This window comes from Pantoea sp. LS15 (genome assembly GCF_012241585.1).
Lineage (GTDB): Bacteria > Pseudomonadota > Gammaproteobacteria > Enterobacterales > Enterobacteriaceae > Enterobacter.
The window spans coordinates 179,660-197,421 of the sequence record NZ_JAAVXA010000001.1; the positions used below are offsets into that span (position 1 = coordinate 179,660).

Consider the following 17,762-nt stretch of genomic DNA (forward strand, 5'->3'; position numbering starts at 1 on the left):
TCTAATTTTGAGGTACTGCTGAGAGATGGTGGTGGGGGAAGGATTCGAACCTTCGAAGTCGATGACGGCAGATTTACAGTCTGCTCCCTTTGGCCGCTCGGGAACCCCACCACGGGGTAATGCTTTTTACTGGCCTGCTTCCTGTCGGAAGCGGGGCGCATCATATCAAATGAGACGCCCCTGTAAAGCATTCCTTTAGGGAAATGAAGTTGTTTGGCTGCTTTTTATCCGTAAAGGCGCAAAGCTAATCAATTCATTTTCCAAAAGATTAAAGAATGATAGTTCTGTTACCGTAGACGAAGACGCGCTGGGCAAGCACCTGATACAACGCACGGCTTAAGACGTTCTTCTCGACGTCACGTCCCGCACGCATCATGTCTTCTGCGGTATAGGTGTGATCCACGTGAATCACGTCCTGCATGATAATTGGACCTTCATCCAGGTTGTCATTCACGTAGTGCGCAGTCGCACCGATAATCTTCACGCCACGCTCGTACGCCTGATGATAAGGGCGTGCGCCAATAAAGGCTGGCAGGAACGAGTGGTGAATGTTGATAATCTTGTTTGGGAAACGCGCCACGAAGGATGGCGTCAACACACGCATGTATTTCGCCAGCACGACGTAGTCGGGATTATGCGCTTCAATGGCCTGCGCCATCAGGTCGTCGTGCTCTTCACGTGTATGACCTTCATGGCTCACCAGTTCGAACGGAATATCAAAACGCTCAACCAGTGTGCGCAGCGTCTCGTGGTTGCCGATCACGGCAGCAATTTCGACATCCAGGCCACCGTAGTTTGCTTTCATCAACAGATCGCCAAGGCAATGTGCTTCTTTGGTCACCAGAATCACGATACGGCGTCGACCTGCAGGCGTCAGTTCACGTACGGAACCTTCCGGCAACGCGCTGTCCAGATCGGCAAGCAGGGTAGTGTCGTTGAAAATACCTTCCAGTTCGGTACGCATAAAGAAACGACCGGTACGGTGATCAACGAACTCGTTGTTCTGCACGATATTCAGTTCATGTTTGTAACAAATGTTGGTAATTCGTGCGATCAGTCCTTTTTGATCGGGACAGATGGTGCGCAGAACTTTACGTTGTAGTGATTGCATCGCCGGGAAATCCTGTTTGTGTATTTGCGAAGTCTGGGTTGTCAGGCATTACTGCCCGCAACACTTTTTAAATTTTTTACCTGAACCACATGGGCAGGGATCGTTACGACCAAATTGTGGGCGCGTTCCGTCAATATAATACCATTGCCCGCTTTCCTTTAAGAACCGGGAACGTTCGATAATGGCCGCCGTTTTATCGCGCTCGACAAAGCGGGCAACAAAGCTGACGTAGCCTTCGTTGTCGTCGTTTCCGGCCGACGCTTCAAAAACGGTCAGTCCAAGCCACTGCGTGTTGGTGAAGCCAGCTTCAATGTCCTGGCGAAAATCGGCAGCATGGCATGACGGGTGCCTGGTTTTGATCAGATAGTCTGCGTCTTTGATCACAAAAGCAGTGTACCGTGAACGCATGAGGTGTGACGGGTCTGGTGCAACCTGATCGCCAGAAAGATATCGCTGGCAACATAGGCTATACTCCAGAGCGCTACCACAAGGGCAGAGTTGAGACACGATTCTCTTCCTGGAACAAAAAATAAGGGCGTAAAACGCTTCGGGTAGCACTATGTTAACTGAGCAGTTGCGTTGACGCTATGTCAGGAATCCAGGGGACGTAAAACAGGGCTAATGAGAAAGGTTAAAATTGGACTGGCGCTGGGCTCAGGTGCAGCCCGGGGATGGTCACATATCGGCGTGATTAATGCCTTAAACCAGATGGGCGTTGAGGTTGATATTGTTGCAGGGTGTTCAATAGGATCGCTTGTCGGCTCCGCTTACGCGTGCGGAAAGCTTCCGGAACTTGAAACCTGGGTACGTTCCTTCAGCTACTGGGATGTGCTGCGCCTGATGGACCTCTCATGGCAGCGTGGTGGGCTGTTGCGCGGCGAACGCGTTTTTAATCAGTTCCGCCAGGTTATGCCTCTTGAAGACTTCACTGACTGTCAGATGCCTTTCGGCGCTGTTGCGACGAACCTCAGCACAGGTCGCGAGCTTTGGCTTACCGAAGGTGATATCCATCTTGCCGTTCGTGCATCCTGCAGTATGCCGGGATTAATGGCTCCTGTACCGCATAACGGTTACTGGCTTGTCGATGGTGGCGTTGTTAACCCGGTCCCTATCTCCCTGACGCGCGCAATGGGTGCCGACATCGTCATTGCCGTGGATTTACAGCATGACGCCCACCTGATGCAACAAGACCTCATGCCGGTGAATCTCCAGAGTGAAGATGTCGAAGGTGAGAAACTGGCCTGGCATGAACGTTTGCGTGGAAGAATCGGGCGTATGGCCGCACGACGCTCTGTGACTGCGCCGACGGCAATTGAAATTATGACTACCTCTATCCAGGTTCTTGAGAATCGCCTTAAGCGAAACCGCATGGCCGGCGACCCTCCAGATATTCTGATTCAACCGTACTGTCCGCAAATATCTACCCTTGATTTCCATCGAGCTGAGGCCGCCATCGCAGCGGGCTCGATAGCCGTCGAAAAGAAAATGGACGAGCTGTTGCCTTTTGTGCGAACAGCACGTTAAGCACCTTTTTTTGATTACTTCAGCAAAATCTGACAGGCGGTAGTGCTGATAGCATGCCACTATTTAATTACTGTCAGCCAGGGGAGGAACCATGACGCAGCCATTGGCCGGAAAACACATTTTGATTGTTGAAGACGAGGTCGTTTTCCGATCGCTACTGGATTCGTGGTTATCCTCAATGGGAGCAATCACTTCGCTGGCTGAAGATGGTATCGACGCGCTGGAAAAAATGGTCAGCATCACCCCCGACCTGATGATTTGTGACATTGCGATGCCGCGTATGAACGGACTGAAGCTGGTTGAACATTTGCGTAACGAAGGCAATCAGACACCGATTCTGGTGATATCTGCCACAGAGAATATGGCCGATATTGCCAAAGCGCTGCGACTTGGGGTTCAGGATATCCTGCTTAAACCAGTCAAGGACCTGAACCGGTTACGAGAGACGGTGTTAGCTTGTCTTTATCCGAACATGTTTAATTCCCGGGTAGAGGAAGAGGAGCGTCTGTTTCAGGACTGGGATGCCCTGGTAAGTAATCCTCCTGCTGCGGCTAAACTGTTGCAGGAACTCCAGCCGCCCGTACAGCAAACTATTTCACATTGTCGAATAAACTATCGCCAACTGGTTGCGGCGGACCAACCTGGGCTGGTGCTGGATATTGCACCACTGTCTGATTCAGACCTGGCCTTTTATTCCCTGGATGTTACCCGGGCGGGGGATAATGGTGTGTTAGCGGCGTTATTACTTCGTGCGCTATTCAATGGTCTGTTGCAAGAACAGCTATCGCATCAGGGACAACGGCTTCCGGAACTGGGCAGTTTACTAAAACAAGTGAACCAACTTTTTCGTCAGGCCAATTTGCCTGGGCAGTTTCCGTTATTGGTCGGTTATTACCATAGTGGTTTAAAGAATTTGATCCTCGTTTCAGCGGGTCTTAACGCCTCACTGAATACGGGTGAACATCATATTCAGGTAAGTAACGGTGTGCCGCTTGGGACACTGGGAACAGCGTATCTTAATCAAATTAGCCATCGTTGCTCCTCCTGGCAGTGCCAAATTTGGGGTGCCGGGGGACGGTTACGATTAATGTTGTCCACGGAATAAGCAATTGGATCTTAATTTTAAGATTGCTTTACCTGTGTTTTGCGGGGAGTGCTACTATCCCTGCCCAGATTCATGCGTATTTATCCTAATTGATCGGCAACGCGTTCTTTTCAGACCCGAACTGTGGGGCGAGGCTGATATACTCAACGCGTTATTTATTGCATAAAAGTTCAAAACTTGAACAGCTCAGGAGAATTTGAATGGCTGCCCTAAATTCGAAAGTCAGAAAGGCCGTTATCCCGGTAGCGGGATTGGGGACCAGGATGTTACCAGCAACTAAGGCGATTCCTAAAGAGATGCTGCCTCTGGTTGATAAGCCATTAATCCAGTACGTCGTTAATGAGTGTATCGCAGCCGGCATCACTGAAATTGTGCTGGTTACGCATTCATCAAAAAACTCTATCGAAAACCATTTCGATACAAGTTTTGAACTTGAAGCCATGCTGGAAAAGCGCGTTAAGCGTCAGTTGTTACAGGAAGTGCAGTCTATTTGCCCTCCGCACGTGACTATTATGCAGGTTCGTCAGGGGCTGGCTAAAGGCCTGGGTCATGCGGTTATGTGTGCTCACCCTGTTGTCGGTGATGAGCCAGTGGCGGTAATACTGCCAGACGTAATTCTGGATGAATACGAATCAGATCTTTCTCAGGATAATTTGGCTGAGATGATCAAACGTTTTGATGAAACAGGTAGCAGCCAGATTATGGTTGAGCCAGTTGAAGACGTGACCGCTTACGGTGTGGTTGACTGCAAAGGCGTTAACCTTGAGCCTGGCGAAAGCGTGCCAATGGTTGGCGTTGTAGAGAAGCCAAAAGCCGACGTGGCGCCTTCTAACCTGGCAGTGGTTGGTCGCTATGTACTGAGTGCGGAAATCTGGCCTCTGCTTGCTAAAACGCCTCCAGGAGCGGGTGATGAGATCCAACTGACCGACGCCATTGATATGTTGATCGAGAAAGAGACCGTTGAGGCTTACCATATGAAAGGTAAGAGCCATGACTGCGGTAATAAGCTCGGTTATATGCAGGCGTTTGTTGAATATGGCATTCGTCACAATACCCTGGGTGAAGAATTTAAAACCTGGCTCAAAGAGAGCGTAGGTATTAAGAAATAACCAAGGCCGCAAATGTTTGAGACCGGTGAGGCGCTGCCCACCGGTTTTTTTATGCCCACAACAACCACGTATCCCGTTTGTTTGTAAGCGATGGCAATAGCCGAATAAGATTCTATGACAGAGTGTAAGGGGATGTTGGTGATAAAATTGTGGTTAAAAAAAATCCCGCATTAAGCGGGATTTTATGGAATGTGGCTTGATTAATCCTTGATCAGGAAGTCATCCAGCTGTTTACCTTGCTCATCCATAGCTTTCTTGATAACAGCAGGTGTACGACCCTGGCCAGTCCAGGTTTTAGTTTCGCCATTCTCGTCAACGTAGCTATATTTAGCAGGACGAGCAGCGCGTTTTGCTTTGGTGCCGGTTTTAGCTGCAGCCATGCTGTTCAGCAATTCATTCGGATCGATACCATCAGCAATCAGCATTTCACGATATTGTTGCAGTTTACGAGTGCGCTCTTCGATTTCAGCAGCAGCAGCGCTTTCTTCTTCACGACGTTCATTAACTACAACTTCTAATTTTTCCAGCATTTCTTCAAGCGTTTCGAGGGTACATTCTCTTGCCTGCGCACGAAGAGTACGGATGTTGTTCAGAATTTTAAGTGCTTCGCTCATTGTAGTAATCTCAAACTTATAATGGGGGGTGGTTTGTTGACCTAATAATAGAGCCATAAATTCAGTTGTGCAATAGCCAGGAATGTAAGGAATTCAAAAAATACTAAATAATGCCGCTATTATTAATTACGCTAACTTAAATTCCATCACCCAACAATCTTGCTTGTTATCAGCCCAGGCCTGCGCAACCTGCTCGATTGCATCTTTTTTTTGTGACATTTACCGCAGGAATTATAGTTGCTGCGGATAAATATCAGCCTTTCGTATTAGTTTCATTGAGTGATGTTAAGACAGTAATAGTTAATAAATAGTGAATTTTAATGAACATTGATTCCACTATAAAAAGAAGTGTTATGTTTGACTGACCTTATAACATATAGGCCTGACTGATAGCGTTTACTCTCTGTTTTAACGGATTATTTTCGTAGTCGAAGGGCGCTTAACTCCGCTCTGAACCGCATCGTCTGTGCGTTGTGTCGCTGTTGACCAGACAAAATATGGTACAATCAATCATCGGGAATATTACACATTGATTAGGGTTTTACGGCCAATGGCACAACTTTATTTCTACTATTCGGCAATGAATGCCGGCAAATCCACAGCACTGCTTCAATCCTCGTACAATTACCAGGAACGAGGAATGCGTACTGTTGTTTATACGGCCGAAATTGACGATCGCTTTGGTGCAGGGAAGGTGAGTTCCAGAATAGGCCTTTCGTCTCCGGCCCGGCTGTTTAACCCGCAAACTGACCTGCTGGAGGACATTCGTACTGCACATGCCGCACAGCCTATTCATTGCGTTCTGGTTGATGAGAGTCAGTTTCTGACGCGTGAGCAAGTTCATGCCCTTTCAGAAGTAGTAGACGAACTCGATATCCCTGTTCTTTGCTATGGGCTGCGTACAGACTTCCGTGGCGAACTATTTGCAGGGAGTCAGTATTTACTTGCCTGGTCAGATAAACTCGTTGAACTCAAAACTATCTGCTTTTGCGGCAGGAAAGCCAGTATGGTGCTTCGTCTCGACCAGGCCGGCAAGCCTTATGCAGACGGTGAACAGGTGGTGATAGGTGGCAATGAACGCTATGTTTCGGTCTGCCGTAAGCATTATAAAGAAGCGTTAACGACAGGCTCACTGACGGCGATTCAGCACGACAACAGAAAATAATCTTTACCTTGTTCTTCAGACATAAAAAAACCCGCCATTGGCGGGTTTTTTATCAGACTGTCAGTTAAGCGCTTTTCTTCGCTTTCTTGTCAGTTTTGATGGCAGGAGCTTCTGTTTTCACAGCCGCAACGTCACCTTCTTTGAACTCACGACCGTAGTAGGTATCCAGCAGAATCTGTTTCAGCTCGGAGATCAGTGGGTAGCGCGGGTTAGCACCAGTACACTGGTCATCGAAGGCATCTTCAGACAGTTTATCTACGTGGGCGAGGAAGTCAGCTTCCTGAACGCCAGCTTCACGGATAGATTTAGGAATACCCAGTTCAGCTTTAAGGCTTTCCAGCCATGCCAGCAGTTTCTCAATCTTCGCAGCAGTACGGTCACCCGCAGCGCTCAGACCCAGATGGTCAGCGATTTCAGCGTAACGGCGACGTGCTTGCGGACGGTCGTACTGGCTGAATGCAGTCTGCTTGGTTGGGTTGTCATTCGCGTTATAACGGATAACGTTGCTGATCAACAGGGCGTTCGCCAGACCGTGAGGAATGTGGAACTGAGAACCCAGTTTGTGCGCCATTGAGTGGCAAACACCCAGGAAGGCGTTAGCAAACGCGATACCGGCGATGGTTGCTGCACTGTGTACACGCTCACGTGCTACAGGGTTTTTCGACCCTTCATTGTAGGATGCTGGCAGGTTTTCTTTCAGCAGTTTCAGAGCCTGCAGAGCCTGACCATCAGAGAACTCAGACGCCAGTACGGAAACGTAAGCTTCCAGAGCGTGAGTTACCGCATCCAGACCACCGAATGCACACAGTGATTTCGGCATTTCCATGACCAGGTTGGCGTCAACAATCGCCATGTCTGGGGTCAGTGCGTAGTCAGCCAGTGGGTATTTCTGACCTGTTGCATCGTCAGTAACAACCGCAAACGGAGTCACTTCTGAACCGGTACCGGAAGTGGTAGTAACGGCGATCATTTTCGCTTTTACGCCCATTTTCGGGAACTTGTAGATACGTTTACGGATATCCATAAAGGGCAGCGCCAGTTCTTCAAAGTGAGTTTCAGGATGTTCGTACATCACCCACATGATTTTCGCGGCGTCCATTGGGGAACCACCACCCAGAGCGATAATCACATCTGGTTTGAAGGAGTTCGCCAGTTCAGCACCTTTGCGAACAACGCTCAGGGTTGGGTCAGCTTCAACTTCAAAGAAGACTTCAGTTTCGACGCCAGCCGCTTTCAGAACAGAGGTGATCTGGTCAGCGTAGCCGTTGTTGAACAGGAAACGGTCAGTCACGATGAGCGCACGTTTGTGGCCATCAGTAATCACTTCATCCAGCGCAATTGGCAGAGAGCCACGGCGGAAGTAGATAGATTTCGGAAGTTTGTGCCACAACATGTTTTCAGCTCGCTTAGCAACGGTTTTCTTGTTGATCAGGTGTTTTGGACCAACGTTTTCAGAGATGGAGTTACCACCCCAGGAACCACAACCCAGAGTCAGGGAAGGTGCGAGTTTGAAGTTGTACAGGTCACCGATACCACCCTGAGAAGCAGGGGTGTTAATCAGGATACGTGCAGTTTTCATCTTCTGACCGAAGTGAGCAACACGCTCTGGCTGGTTATCCTGGTCGGTGTACAGGCAAGAAGTGTGACCGATACCGCCCATGGCAACCAGTTTCTCTGCTTTTTCTACTGCATCGTCGAAATCTTTCGCGCGGTACATTGCCAGAGTCGGAGACAGTTTTTCGTGTGCAAATGGCTCGCTCTCATCAACAACTTTCACTTCACCGATCAGGATCTTAGTGGTTGCCGGAACGGTGAAACCTGCGAGTTCAGCAATTTTATACGCTGGCTGCCCAACGATAGCGGCGTTCAGTGCGCCATTTTTCAGGATGATGTCCTGAACGGCTTTCAGCTCTTTACCTTGCAGCATGTAGCCACCGTGGCTGGCGAAACGTTCGCGAACGGCGTCATACACAGAATCTACAACAACAACGGACTGTTCAGATGCACAGATAACGCCGTTATCGAAGGTTTTGGACATCAGAACAGAAGCAACAGCACGTTTGATATCAGCCGTTTCGTCGATAACAACAGGAGTGTTACCTGCGCCTACGCCGATTGCTGGTTTACCAGAACTGTACGCTGCTTTAACCATGCCAGGACCACCGGTCGCCAGGATCAGGTTAATGTCAGGGTGGTGCATCAGTGCGTTGGAGAGTTCAACAGAAGGTTGATCAATCCAGCCGATCAGATCTTTTGGTGCGCCCGCAGCAATAGCAGCCTGCAATACGATATCTGCAGCTTTGTTCGTTGCATCTTTCGCACGTGGATGTGGGGAGAAGATGATTGCGTTACGAGTCTTCAGGCTAATCAGTGATTTGAAGATAGCAGTAGACGTTGGGTTGGTGGTCGGAACGATACCGCAAATGATGCCGATAGGTTCTGCAATCGTGATAGTACCGAAGGTGTCGTCTTCAGACAGCACGCCACAGGTTTTCTCATCTTTATAGGCGTTGTAGATATACTCAGAAGCAAAGTGGTTTTTGATCACTTTATCTTCAACGATACCCATACCGGATTCGGCAACGGCCATTTTAGCGAGAGGGATTCGAGCATCTGCAGCAGCCAGAGCGGCCGCGCGGAAGATTTTATCAACCTGTTCTTGGGTGAAATTGGCATATTCACGCTGGGCTTTTTTAACGCGCTCGACGAGGGCGTTCAGTTCAGCGATATTAGTAACAGCCATAATGCTCTCCTGATAATGTTTAAACTCTTTTAGTAAACCAGCGCTCGATACGTCAGACAGTATAGACAGAGCTGATATGACTTGCGTAACACAAAATAAAACAAAGAGTTACTTTCTACACCAGCACACTAATTTACTAAAAGAGCCTTACCTTAGCATCATCCCTTTTTGTCAGGTGACCTCCCTGGGGTGTAACCAAGATTACTCACTTCTGAGTACGGAAATCATGATCTGCGTCAATTTTCCCCCAAGCTGATACCTTTCAGCAGGGTTATTTCTTTGAGATTTTTCCAGTGTTAAATAATTACGTAAGTATTGGAAGTGGCGCTATCATTGATTCTACATATGTTTAACATCCTGAAATGATAACGTTTTGGCACAGATTTCGAGTGAAGTATGCTAATAAAAAGGGTATCTTCAGCGCGATTTCACATGACAAATTGTCAGTCCCGGGCATGCGCACAAGCGGAGCAAAACGTGATCCAAACGCTCTTTGATTTTCCAACGTATTTTAAATTTTTTATTGGTTTGTTTGCCCTGGTCAACCCGGTGGGGATCATTCCTGTCTTCATTAGTATGACCAGTTACCAGACGGCGGCGGCCAGGAACAAGACCAACCTCACCGCTAACCTGTCAGTGGCTATTATATTGCTCACCTCCCTTTTTCTGGGGGACGCCATTCTTCAGCTCTTCGGGATTTCGATCGACTCTTTCCGCATTGCGGGTGGGATCCTGGTTGTGACCATCGCCATGTCTATGATCAGCGGTAAGCTGGGTGAGGATAAACAGAACAAACAGGAGAAGTCAGAAACCGCCATCCGTGAAAGCATTGGCGTGGTACCGCTGGCTTTACCGCTTATGGCTGGCCCTGGCGCCATCAGTTCAACTATTGTCTGGGGCACGCGTTACCATAGCTTGATGCATTTGATTGGCTTTTCCGTGGCCATTGCCATTTTCGCACTCTGCTGCTGGGGAGTATTCCGTATGGCACCCTGGCTGGTGCGGTTGTTGGGCCAGACGGGTATCAACGTCATAACGCGTATCATGGGCTTGCTGTTGATGGCGTTAGGGATCGAATTTATTGTCACCGGTATTAAAAGCATTTTCCCCGGCTTGTTACACTAATATTTCATATGAAAGAACGGAGCTATGGCTCCGTTTTTTTACGTGATTATCAGCAAATCATATAACTAAAGTTGAAATGCTCACATATCATAATAAATTCTACTAATAATGTTCATCTCTTGTATTTCAATAAGTTATTAATTCACGCCTAACCCGCCTGCGCAGAAAACCTTCGATCGCTCTGTTATTTTACTCACATGATACTCTGGGGCTTGCTGAGAGATAACCGAAATGATATTAGTAATTTCAACATTCCCCTAGATGAATGTGCTAAATAATAACCAGTTGTTAAATTTTTGTACAAAAACTCTCGATGATAGCGCAGCGACGCGCTTATAGAGAAGGTTTTCTCTATCTTATTGAATGTCATGATTTTTAGTGGCGTTTGATGTCTGGCAGGGCTGCCCTCAACGATACGGCTCTCACCGTAAAAGAGAATTGCTTAACAAATTTGCAAAATGTATTGGCGTGCGTTTACGCCATTTGATACTTTCCGGCCTACTATTTTGCAGCATAAAACAAGTAGATGAGAATTATTTTCATATGCTTCTCTTCTCAGATATCCAGCGCAGGTCTCAAACAGGGGAGGCCTGTAAAGAATCGACGCAAGACGGCCATACGAGCGGTCAGTAATAAAAAAGTCGGTGATAGCAAGAAGTAAAAAGAAGAACCTGGCAGCAGCAAAAAAAACTCCTGCGCTGTACAGGCCCCAACAGGGGATTACACAGCTGGCGAAAGCCAGTCATTATAATGAGTGGAGTACCAACACAATGTCCATCATCACAAAAAAAAATCTGGTAGCGGCGGGGATTTTAACTGCGCTAATCGCGGGCAACGCTGCAATGGCTGCGGACGTACCTGCAGGTGTTCAACTGGCTGAAAAACAAACGTTGGTTCGTAACAACGGTGCGGAAGTTCAGTCTCTTGACCCGCATAAAATTGAAGGTGTTCCTGAGTCTAACGTTAACCGCGACCTGTTCGAAGGTCTGCTGGTGACTGACGTAGACGGCCATCCTGCACCGGGTGTGGCAGAAAAATGGGAAAATAAAGATTTCAAAGTCTGGACCTTCCATCTGCGTAAAGATGCGAAATGGTCTGACGGCACGCCGGTTACCGCCGAAGATTTCGTTTATAGCTGGCAGCGTCTGGCGAATCCAAATACCGCCTCTCCGTATGCGAGCTACCTGCAATATGGCCACATTGCCAATATTGATGACATCATCGCAGGCAAAAAACCGGTCACCGACCTGGGCGTGAAAGCGATCGATGCGAATACTTTTGAAGTTACGTTGAGCGAACCTGTTCCGTACTTCTATAAGCTGCTGGTTCACCCGTCTGTTTCTCCAGTACCAAAATCCGCCGTAGAAAAATTTGGTGAAAAATGGACTCAGCCTGCCAATATCGTGACTAACGGTGCCTACAAACTGAAAGACTGGGTAGTCAACGAACGTATGGTTCTGGAGCGTAACCCGCAATATTGGGACAACGCGAAAACCGTGATTAATCAGGTGACCTACCTGCCAATTTCTTCCGAAGTGACTGACGTTAACCGCTACCGTAGCGGTGAAATCGACATGACCTATAACAACATGCCGATTGAACTGTTCCAGAAGCTGAAAAAAGAAATTCCTAAAGAAGTGCATGTTGATCCGTATCTGTGCACCTATTACTACGAAATCAACAACCAGAAAGCACCGTTTACCGATGTACGTGTCCGTACAGCACTGAAACTGGCACTGGATCGCGATATCATCGTGAACAAAGTGAAAAACCAGGGCGATCTGCCAGCATACAGCTATACACCTCCATACACCGATGGCGCAAAACTGACTGAGCCAGACTGGTTCAAACAGACGCAAGAGCAGCGTAACGCAGAAGCGAAGAAACTGCTTGCTGAAGCGGGCTACACTGCAGATAAGCCGCTGACTTTCAGCCTGCTGTATAACACCTCTGATCTGCACAAAAAACTGGCTATCGCTGTTGCCTCGATCTGGAAAAAGAACCTGGGCGTAAACGTGAAGCTGGAAAACCAGGAGTGGAAAACCTTCCTGGATAGCCGTCATCAGGGCACCTTTGACGTGGCGCGTGCTGGCTGGTGTGCGGACTATAACGAACCGACCTCCTTCCTGAACACCATGCTGAGCGACAGCTCAAACAACACCGCGCACTATAAGAGCCCGGCGTTTGACAAGCTGATTGGCGATACGCTGAAAACCACTGACGAAGCACAGCGTACTGAACTGTACTCTAAAGCTGAGCAGCAGCTGGATAAAGACTCCGCGATCGTTCCGGTTTACTACTACGTTAATGCCCGCCTGGTGAAACCGTGGGTAGGTGGCTATACCGGTAAAGACCCGATGGATAATATCTACGTTAAAAACTTGTATATTATCAAGCATTAATGGCAATGAGTGGGGCGAGTTTCCTCGCCCCACGGTGTCTAACCAACGTCACAATATATAGGCACACGCCAGAAGGTACGGGCAATGTTGAAATTTATCCTACGTCGCTGTCTTGAAGCGATTCCAACGCTGTTTATTCTGATTACAATTTCCTTCTTCATGATGCGTCTTGCGCCGGGAAGTCCATTTACCGGTGAACGTACGTTGCCGCCAGAAGTCATGGCGAATATTGAAGCGAAATATCACCTGAACGATCCTATCTCCACCCAATACTTCAATTATCTGAAGCAACTGGCTCACGGTGATTTTGGACCGTCATTCAAATATAAAGACTATTCCGTTAACGACCTGGTGGCTTCTAGCTTCCCGGTATCGGCAAAACTGGGTGCTGCGGCGTTCTTGCTGGCCGTTGTTCTCGGAGTATCTGCGGGCGTTATCGCCGCACTTAAACAAAATACTAAATGGGATTATACCGTAATGGGGGTGGCGATGACCGGGGTAGTCATACCCAGCTTCGTTGTCGCGCCGTTACTGGTGATGATATTTGCCATCACGCTGAAATGGCTACCTGGTGGTGGCTGGAACGGTGGGGCGTTAAAGTTCATGATTTTGCCGATGGTGGCATTATCTCTGGCGTACATCGCCAGTATTGCGCGTATCACCCGTGGTTCAATGATTGAAGTGTTGCACTCGAACTTCATTCGCACCGCGCGCGCAAAAGGGCTGCCGATGCGTCGGATTATCTTCCGCCACGCACTCAAACCAGCGCTGTTACCTGTGCTCTCCTACATGGGGCCGGCATTCGTCGGGATCATCACTGGCTCAATGGTTATCGAAACGATCTACGGTCTGCCGGGTATTGGTCAACTGTTCGTTAATGGCGCGCTCAACCGCGACTATTCGCTGGTACTGAGCCTGACCATTCTCGTTGGTGCGCTGACCATTCTCTTTAACGCAATTGTCGATGTGCTGTATGCCGTCATCGACCCGAAAATCCGTTACTAACTGGAGCACGCCATGATGTTGAGTAAGAAAAACAGCGAGGCGCTGGAAAACTTCAGTGAAAAACTGGAAGTAGAAGGTCGTAGCCTCTGGCAAGACGCGCGCCGCCGCTTTATGCACAACCGTGCCGCGGTTGCCAGTCTGGTTGTTCTGGTGATCATCGCGCTGTTTGTGACCCTGGCGCCGATGCTGTCGCAATTTACCTATTTCGACACTGACTGGGGCATGATGTCCAGCGCACCTGATATGGAGTCCGGACACTATTTTGGTACGGATTCCTCCGGGCGCGATCTGCTGGTGCGTGTTGCTATCGGAGGCCGTATTTCGCTGATGGTGGGTATCGCTGCTGCACTGGTGGCGGTGATTGTGGGCACGCTCTATGGCTCACTCTCTGGTTACCTTGGCGGTAAAGTAGACTCCGTGATGATGCGTCTGCTGGAAATCCTGAACTCCTTCCCGTTCATGTTCTTCGTTATCCTGTTGGTGACCTTCTTCGGCCAGAACATCCTGTTGATTTTCGTGGCTATCGGAATGGTTTCCTGGCTGGATATGGCGCGTATTGTGCGCGGACAGACACTGAGCCTCAAACGCAAAGAGTTTATCGAAGCCGCGCAGGTAGGTGGCGTATCAATCGGTAATATTGTGGTTCGTCATATCGTTCCTAACGTGCTGGGTGTGGTAGTGGTTTATGCTTCACTGCTGGTACCAAGCATGATCCTGTTTGAATCCTTCCTGAGCTTCCTGGGGCTGGGTACGCAAGAGCCTTTGAGCAGCTGGGGGGCACTCCTGAGTGATGGTGCAAACTCCATGGAAGTATCACCGTGGTTACTGCTTTATCCGGCGGGTTTCCTGGTTGTCACCCTGTTTTGTTTTAACTTTATCGGCGATGGCCTGCGTGATGCCCTCGACCCGAAAGACCGTTAAGGAGCGCCGTCATGACAATTATTGAAACGGCCACTGCGCCGCAGGCGCAACAGCAGAGCAAACTTCTGCTGGATGTGAAAGATCTCCGTGTAACCTTTAAAACCCCGGACGGAGACGTTACCGCCGTTAACGATCTCAACTTCGATCTGCGTGCAGGTGAAACGCTGGGGATTGTCGGTGAATCTGGATCCGGAAAATCCCAGACCGCATTTGCGTTGATGGGACTGCTGGCTGCAAACGGTGTTATCGGGGGTTCTGCGAAATTCAACGGACGTGAAATCCTCAACCTGCCAGAGCATGAGCTGAACAAGCTGCGTGCCGAGCAGATCTCGATGATTTTCCAGGATCCGATGACTTCGCTGAACCCGTACATGCGGGTTGGCGAGCAGTTGATGGAAGTCCTGATGCTGCACAAAGGTCTGGGCAAAGCGGAAGCGTTTGAAGAGTCAGTCAAAATGCTGGATGCGGTGAAAATGCCGGAAGCCCGTAAGCGCATGCGCATGTTCCCGCACGAATTTTCTGGTGGCATGCGTCAGCGTGTGATGATTGCGATGGCGTTGCTGTGCCGGCCAAAACTGCTGATTGCCGATGAACCCACCACCGCGCTGGACGTCACCGTTCAGGCACAAATCATGACCCTGTTAAACGAGCTTAAGCGCGAGTTCAACACAGCGATCATCATGATCACCCACGACCTGGGCGTGGTTGCGGGTATCTGTGACAAAGTGCTGGTGATGTATGCCGGCCGTACCATGGAATATGGCAACGCGCGGGATGTGTTCTATCACCCAGCCCACCCGTACTCAATTGGTCTGTTGAATGCGGTACCGCGTCTCGATGCGGAAGGGGAATCTCTGCTCACTATTCCGGGTAACCCGCCAAACCTGCTGCGTCTGCCGAAAGGTTGTCCGTTCCAGCCGCGTTGCCCGCACGCGATGGAAATCTGCAACAGCGCTCCGCCGCTGGAAGCGTTTGCACCAGGCCGTCTGCGCGCCTGCTTTAAGCCGCAGGAGGAGTTGGTATGAACGCATTAGATGAAAAACGTAATGTGCTGCTCGAAATTGCTGACCTTAAAGTGCATTTTGACATCAAAGACGGTAAGCAGTGGTTCTGGCAACCACCTAAGACCCTGAAAGCGGTTGATGGGGTCACGCTGCGTTTGTACGAAGGCGAAACCCTGGGCGTGGTAGGGGAGTCTGGCTGCGGTAAATCTACCTTCGCGCGCGCCATTATTGGTCTGGTAAAAGCCACTGGCGGCAAAGTGGCCTGGCTGGGTAAAGACTTGTTGGGGATGAAGCCTGACGAGTGGCGTGACGTGCGTAGTGATATCCAGATGATTTTCCAGGATCCACTGGCATCATTGAACCCGCGTATGACCATCGGTGAGATTATTGCCGAGCCGCTACGTACTTATCATCCGAAGATGGCTCGTCAGGAAGTGCGCGATCGCGTGAAGGCAATGATGATGAAAGTTGGGCTACTGCCTAACCTTATCAACCGTTACCCGCACGAATTCTCAGGCGGCCAGTGTCAGCGTATTGGTATTGCACGTGCGTTGATCCTCGAACCGAAGCTGATTATCTGTGATGAGCCAGTGTCTGCGCTGGACGTGTCCATTCAGGCACAGGTGGTTAACCTGCTGCAGAAACTACAGCGTGAAATGGGGCTGTCACTCATTTTCATCGCACATGATCTGGCCGTGGTGAAACACATTTCTGACCGCGTACTGGTGATGTATTTAGGCCATGCTGTGGAATTGGGCACCTATGATGAGGTGTACCACAACCCACTGCATCCTTATACCAAAGCGCTGATGTCTGCGGTGCCGATCCCCGATCCTGACCTGGAAAAGAATAAAACGATTCAGCTTCTGGAAGGGGAATTGCCCTCACCAATTAACCCGCCGTCGGGCTGCGTCTTCCGTACGCGATGCCCTATGGCCGGGCCGGAATGCGCGAAAACGCGGCCGGTTCTGGAAGGCAGTTTCCGCCATGCGGTTTCCTGCCTGAAAGTAGACCCGTTATAATCGCAAGGGCTGACATCATGTCAGCCCTTATTTTTTGCGAGGTTACTGTGTCGCTTTTATTCACGCCAGCCCGTCGGCGGCTTTACCATTTTTTATTCGATCCTGAAACAGTTTCCGGGAGACGCTTCGAAGGTCTCTGCGGTTTATTTGCGTTGCTCAGCGTGGTTGTGATCTTTATTGAGTCTGGTGTCGGGACGCAATATCACCTGACATTTGACGAATGGCATATTTTTGTCTGGCTTGAGTTAGCGATTACCCTGGTCTTTACCGCTGAATATTGCCTGAGAGTCATTTGCTGGCCCAACCCGGCCAGATACGTTTTCAGCTTTTGGGGATTTATTGATTTAGCGACCATCCTGCCGCTTTATGTGATGTGGCTGTGGCCGGAAATCAGCCTGAGTTACGTCTTTGCCTGGCGGGCGATGCGTGTCATTCGGGTATTACGTATCCTGAAATTACTGCGTTTTATGCCGTCATTGCACGTGTTCTGGCGCGCGATAGTCAGCGCACGTCACCAGCTTATTCTGTTCTATTCATTTATTGCCATCGTCATGATTGTTTTCGGTGCGCTGATGTATTTGATAGAAGGGCCAAAATATGGCTTCACGACGCTGAATGCCTCGGTCTATTGGGCCATTGTGACCGTGACGACCGTGGGTTATGGCGATATCACACCGCATACCCCATTGGGACGTATTGTGGCATCAGTGCTGATTTTGATTGGCTATTCGGTGATTGCCATCCCGACAGGGCTCATTACCACACATATGAGCAGTGCCTTTCAGAGTCGCAAACAGCAGCGCAAATGCCCGAATTGTCATCAGGGTGAGCATGAACACAGCGCACGGTTTTGTAGCCGCTGCGGAAGTGAATTACCGGATTAAATAAAAAAGGCTGCAATCGCAGCCTTTT

At 49.3% G+C, this 17,762-nt stretch carries 15 protein-coding genes and 1 tRNA gene; 11 read left to right on the forward strand and 5 right to left on the reverse strand.

Features of this window, described 5'->3' with window-relative positions; translation table 11 throughout:
* Positions 1-26 precede the first annotated feature (26 nt).
* The 3 genes from HED65_RS00825 to HED65_RS00835 form a co-directional block, all read right to left on the reverse strand.
* A tRNA-Tyr gene (locus tag HED65_RS00825) sits at positions 27-111 on the reverse strand.
* A gap of 157 nt (positions 112-268) precedes the next feature.
* A complete protein-coding gene (purU, locus tag HED65_RS00830) occupies positions 269-1,111 on the reverse strand; it encodes a formyltetrahydrofolate deformylase (RefSeq protein WP_023312104.1) in 843 nt (280 codons plus the stop codon).
* A gap of 48 nt (positions 1,112-1,159) precedes the next feature.
* Complete coding sequence (locus HED65_RS00835) at positions 1,160-1,618, reverse strand: YchJ family protein (protein ID WP_114977015.1); 459 nt, start codon at positions 1,616-1,618, stop codon at positions 1,160-1,162.
* 114 nt (positions 1,619-1,732) lie between these two features.
* Between HED65_RS00835 and rssA the strand changes: the two genes are divergently transcribed.
* The 3 genes from rssA to galU all read left to right on the forward strand — a co-directional run bounded on the left by rssA (position 1,733) and on the right by galU (position 4,849).
* Positions 1,733-2,635: a patatin-like phospholipase RssA gene (gene rssA, locus HED65_RS00840; RefSeq protein ID WP_114977016.1), complete on the forward strand. Its 903-nt coding sequence runs from the start codon at positions 1,733-1,735 to the stop codon at positions 2,633-2,635.
* Between the two features lie 91 nt (positions 2,636-2,726).
* Positions 2,727-3,740: a two-component system response regulator RssB gene (gene rssB / locus HED65_RS00845; protein ID WP_114977017.1), complete on the forward strand. Its 1,014-nt coding sequence runs from the start codon at positions 2,727-2,729 to the stop codon at positions 3,738-3,740.
* Between the two features lie 200 nt (positions 3,741-3,940).
* Positions 3,941-4,849: a UTP--glucose-1-phosphate uridylyltransferase GalU gene (galU, locus tag HED65_RS00850; RefSeq protein WP_028018769.1), complete on the forward strand. Its 909-nt coding sequence runs from the start codon at positions 3,941-3,943 to the stop codon at positions 4,847-4,849.
* 200 nt (positions 4,850-5,049) lie between these two features.
* On the opposite strand, the gene hns is transcribed toward galU, so the two are convergent.
* On the reverse strand, positions 5,050-5,463 hold the full coding sequence (hns, locus tag HED65_RS00855) for a histone-like nucleoid-structuring protein H-NS (protein ID WP_008502781.1): 414 nt from the start codon (positions 5,461-5,463) through the stop codon (positions 5,050-5,052).
* A gap of 550 nt (positions 5,464-6,013) precedes the next feature.
* Between hns and tdk the strand changes: the two genes are divergently transcribed.
* Positions 6,014-6,628, forward strand: coding sequence for a thymidine kinase (gene tdk / locus HED65_RS00860; protein ID WP_114977018.1), 615 nt, complete (start codon positions 6,014-6,016; stop codon positions 6,626-6,628).
* A gap of 64 nt (positions 6,629-6,692) precedes the next feature.
* Here the strand turns inward: tdk and adhE are convergent, their stop codons facing one another.
* Positions 6,693-9,371: a bifunctional acetaldehyde-CoA/alcohol dehydrogenase gene (gene adhE / locus HED65_RS00865; RefSeq protein ID WP_114977019.1), complete on the reverse strand. Its 2,679-nt coding sequence runs from the start codon at positions 9,369-9,371 to the stop codon at positions 6,693-6,695.
* A 477-nt stretch (positions 9,372-9,848) separates the two neighbouring features.
* On the opposite strand from adhE, the gene HED65_RS00870 reads away from it, so the two are divergent.
* The 7 genes from HED65_RS00870 to HED65_RS00900 all read left to right on the forward strand — a co-directional run bounded on the left by HED65_RS00870 (position 9,849) and on the right by HED65_RS00900 (position 17,734).
* Entirely contained in the window at positions 9,849-10,496 is a 648-nt protein-coding gene (locus HED65_RS00870) for a YchE family NAAT transporter (RefSeq protein WP_021240330.1), read from the forward strand.
* Between the two features lie 770 nt (positions 10,497-11,266).
* A complete protein-coding gene (gene oppA / locus HED65_RS00875; protein ID WP_114977020.1) occupies positions 11,267-12,898 on the forward strand; it encodes an oligopeptide ABC transporter substrate-binding protein OppA in 1,632 nt (543 codons plus the stop codon).
* Positions 12,899-12,982: 84 nt separating this feature from the next.
* Positions 12,983-13,903 (forward strand): oligopeptide ABC transporter permease OppB, encoded by a 921-nt coding sequence (gene oppB, locus HED65_RS00880; protein ID WP_114977021.1) that lies wholly within the window; start codon positions 12,983-12,985, stop codon positions 13,901-13,903.
* Positions 13,904-13,915: 12 nt separating this feature from the next.
* On the forward strand, positions 13,916-14,824 hold the full coding sequence (gene oppC, locus HED65_RS00885) for an oligopeptide ABC transporter permease OppC (protein WP_114977022.1): 909 nt from the start codon (positions 13,916-13,918) through the stop codon (positions 14,822-14,824).
* A gap of 11 nt (positions 14,825-14,835) precedes the next feature.
* Positions 14,836-15,849, forward strand: coding sequence for an ABC transporter ATP-binding protein (locus HED65_RS00890; protein ID WP_028018775.1), 1,014 nt, complete (start codon positions 14,836-14,838; stop codon positions 15,847-15,849).
* Positions 15,846-16,850 (forward strand): murein tripeptide/oligopeptide ABC transporter ATP-binding protein OppF, encoded by a 1,005-nt coding sequence (oppF, locus tag HED65_RS00895; RefSeq protein WP_114977023.1) that lies wholly within the window; start codon positions 15,846-15,848, stop codon positions 16,848-16,850. Before HED65_RS00890 ends, oppF begins: the two co-directional genes overlap by 4 nt.
* A gap of 47 nt (positions 16,851-16,897) precedes the next feature.
* On the forward strand, positions 16,898-17,734 hold the full coding sequence (locus tag HED65_RS00900; protein WP_114977453.1) for an ion transporter: 837 nt from the start codon (positions 16,898-16,900) through the stop codon (positions 17,732-17,734).
* Positions 17,735-17,762 lie beyond the last annotated feature (28 nt).

What these genes read in the sequence shown, in the direction of transcription:
- galU (WP_028018769.1), top strand. Translation starts at nt 3,941, where the DNA reads ATGGCTGCCCTAAATTCGAAAGTCAGAAAGGCCGTTATCCCGGTAGCG.
- oppF (WP_114977023.1), top strand. Translation starts at nt 15,846, where the DNA reads ATGAACGCATTAGATGAAAAACGTAATGTGCTGCTCGAAATTGCTGAC.
- rssB (WP_114977017.1), top strand. Translation starts at nt 2,727, where the DNA reads ATGACGCAGCCATTGGCCGGAAAACACATTTTGATTGTTGAAGACGAG.
- rssA (WP_114977016.1), top strand. Translation starts at nt 1,733, where the DNA reads ATGAGAAAGGTTAAAATTGGACTGGCGCTGGGCTCAGGTGCAGCCCGG.
- oppB (WP_114977021.1), top strand. Translation starts at nt 12,983, where the DNA reads ATGTTGAAATTTATCCTACGTCGCTGTCTTGAAGCGATTCCAACGCTG.
- adhE (WP_114977019.1), bottom strand. Translation starts at nt 9,371, where the DNA reads ATGGCTGTTACTAATATCGCTGAACTGAACGCCCTCGTCGAGCGCGTT.
- purU (WP_023312104.1), bottom strand. Translation starts at nt 1,111, where the DNA reads ATGCAATCACTACAACGTAAAGTTCTGCGCACCATCTGTCCCGATCAA.
- oppC (WP_114977022.1), top strand. Translation starts at nt 13,916, where the DNA reads ATGATGTTGAGTAAGAAAAACAGCGAGGCGCTGGAAAACTTCAGTGAA.
- oppA (WP_114977020.1), top strand. Translation starts at nt 11,267, where the DNA reads ATGTCCATCATCACAAAAAAAAATCTGGTAGCGGCGGGGATTTTAACT.
- HED65_RS00890 (WP_028018775.1), top strand. Translation starts at nt 14,836, where the DNA reads ATGACAATTATTGAAACGGCCACTGCGCCGCAGGCGCAACAGCAGAGC.
- tdk (WP_114977018.1), top strand. Translation starts at nt 6,014, where the DNA reads ATGGCACAACTTTATTTCTACTATTCGGCAATGAATGCCGGCAAATCC.
- hns (WP_008502781.1), bottom strand. Translation starts at nt 5,463, where the DNA reads ATGAGCGAAGCACTTAAAATTCTGAACAACATCCGTACTCTTCGTGCG.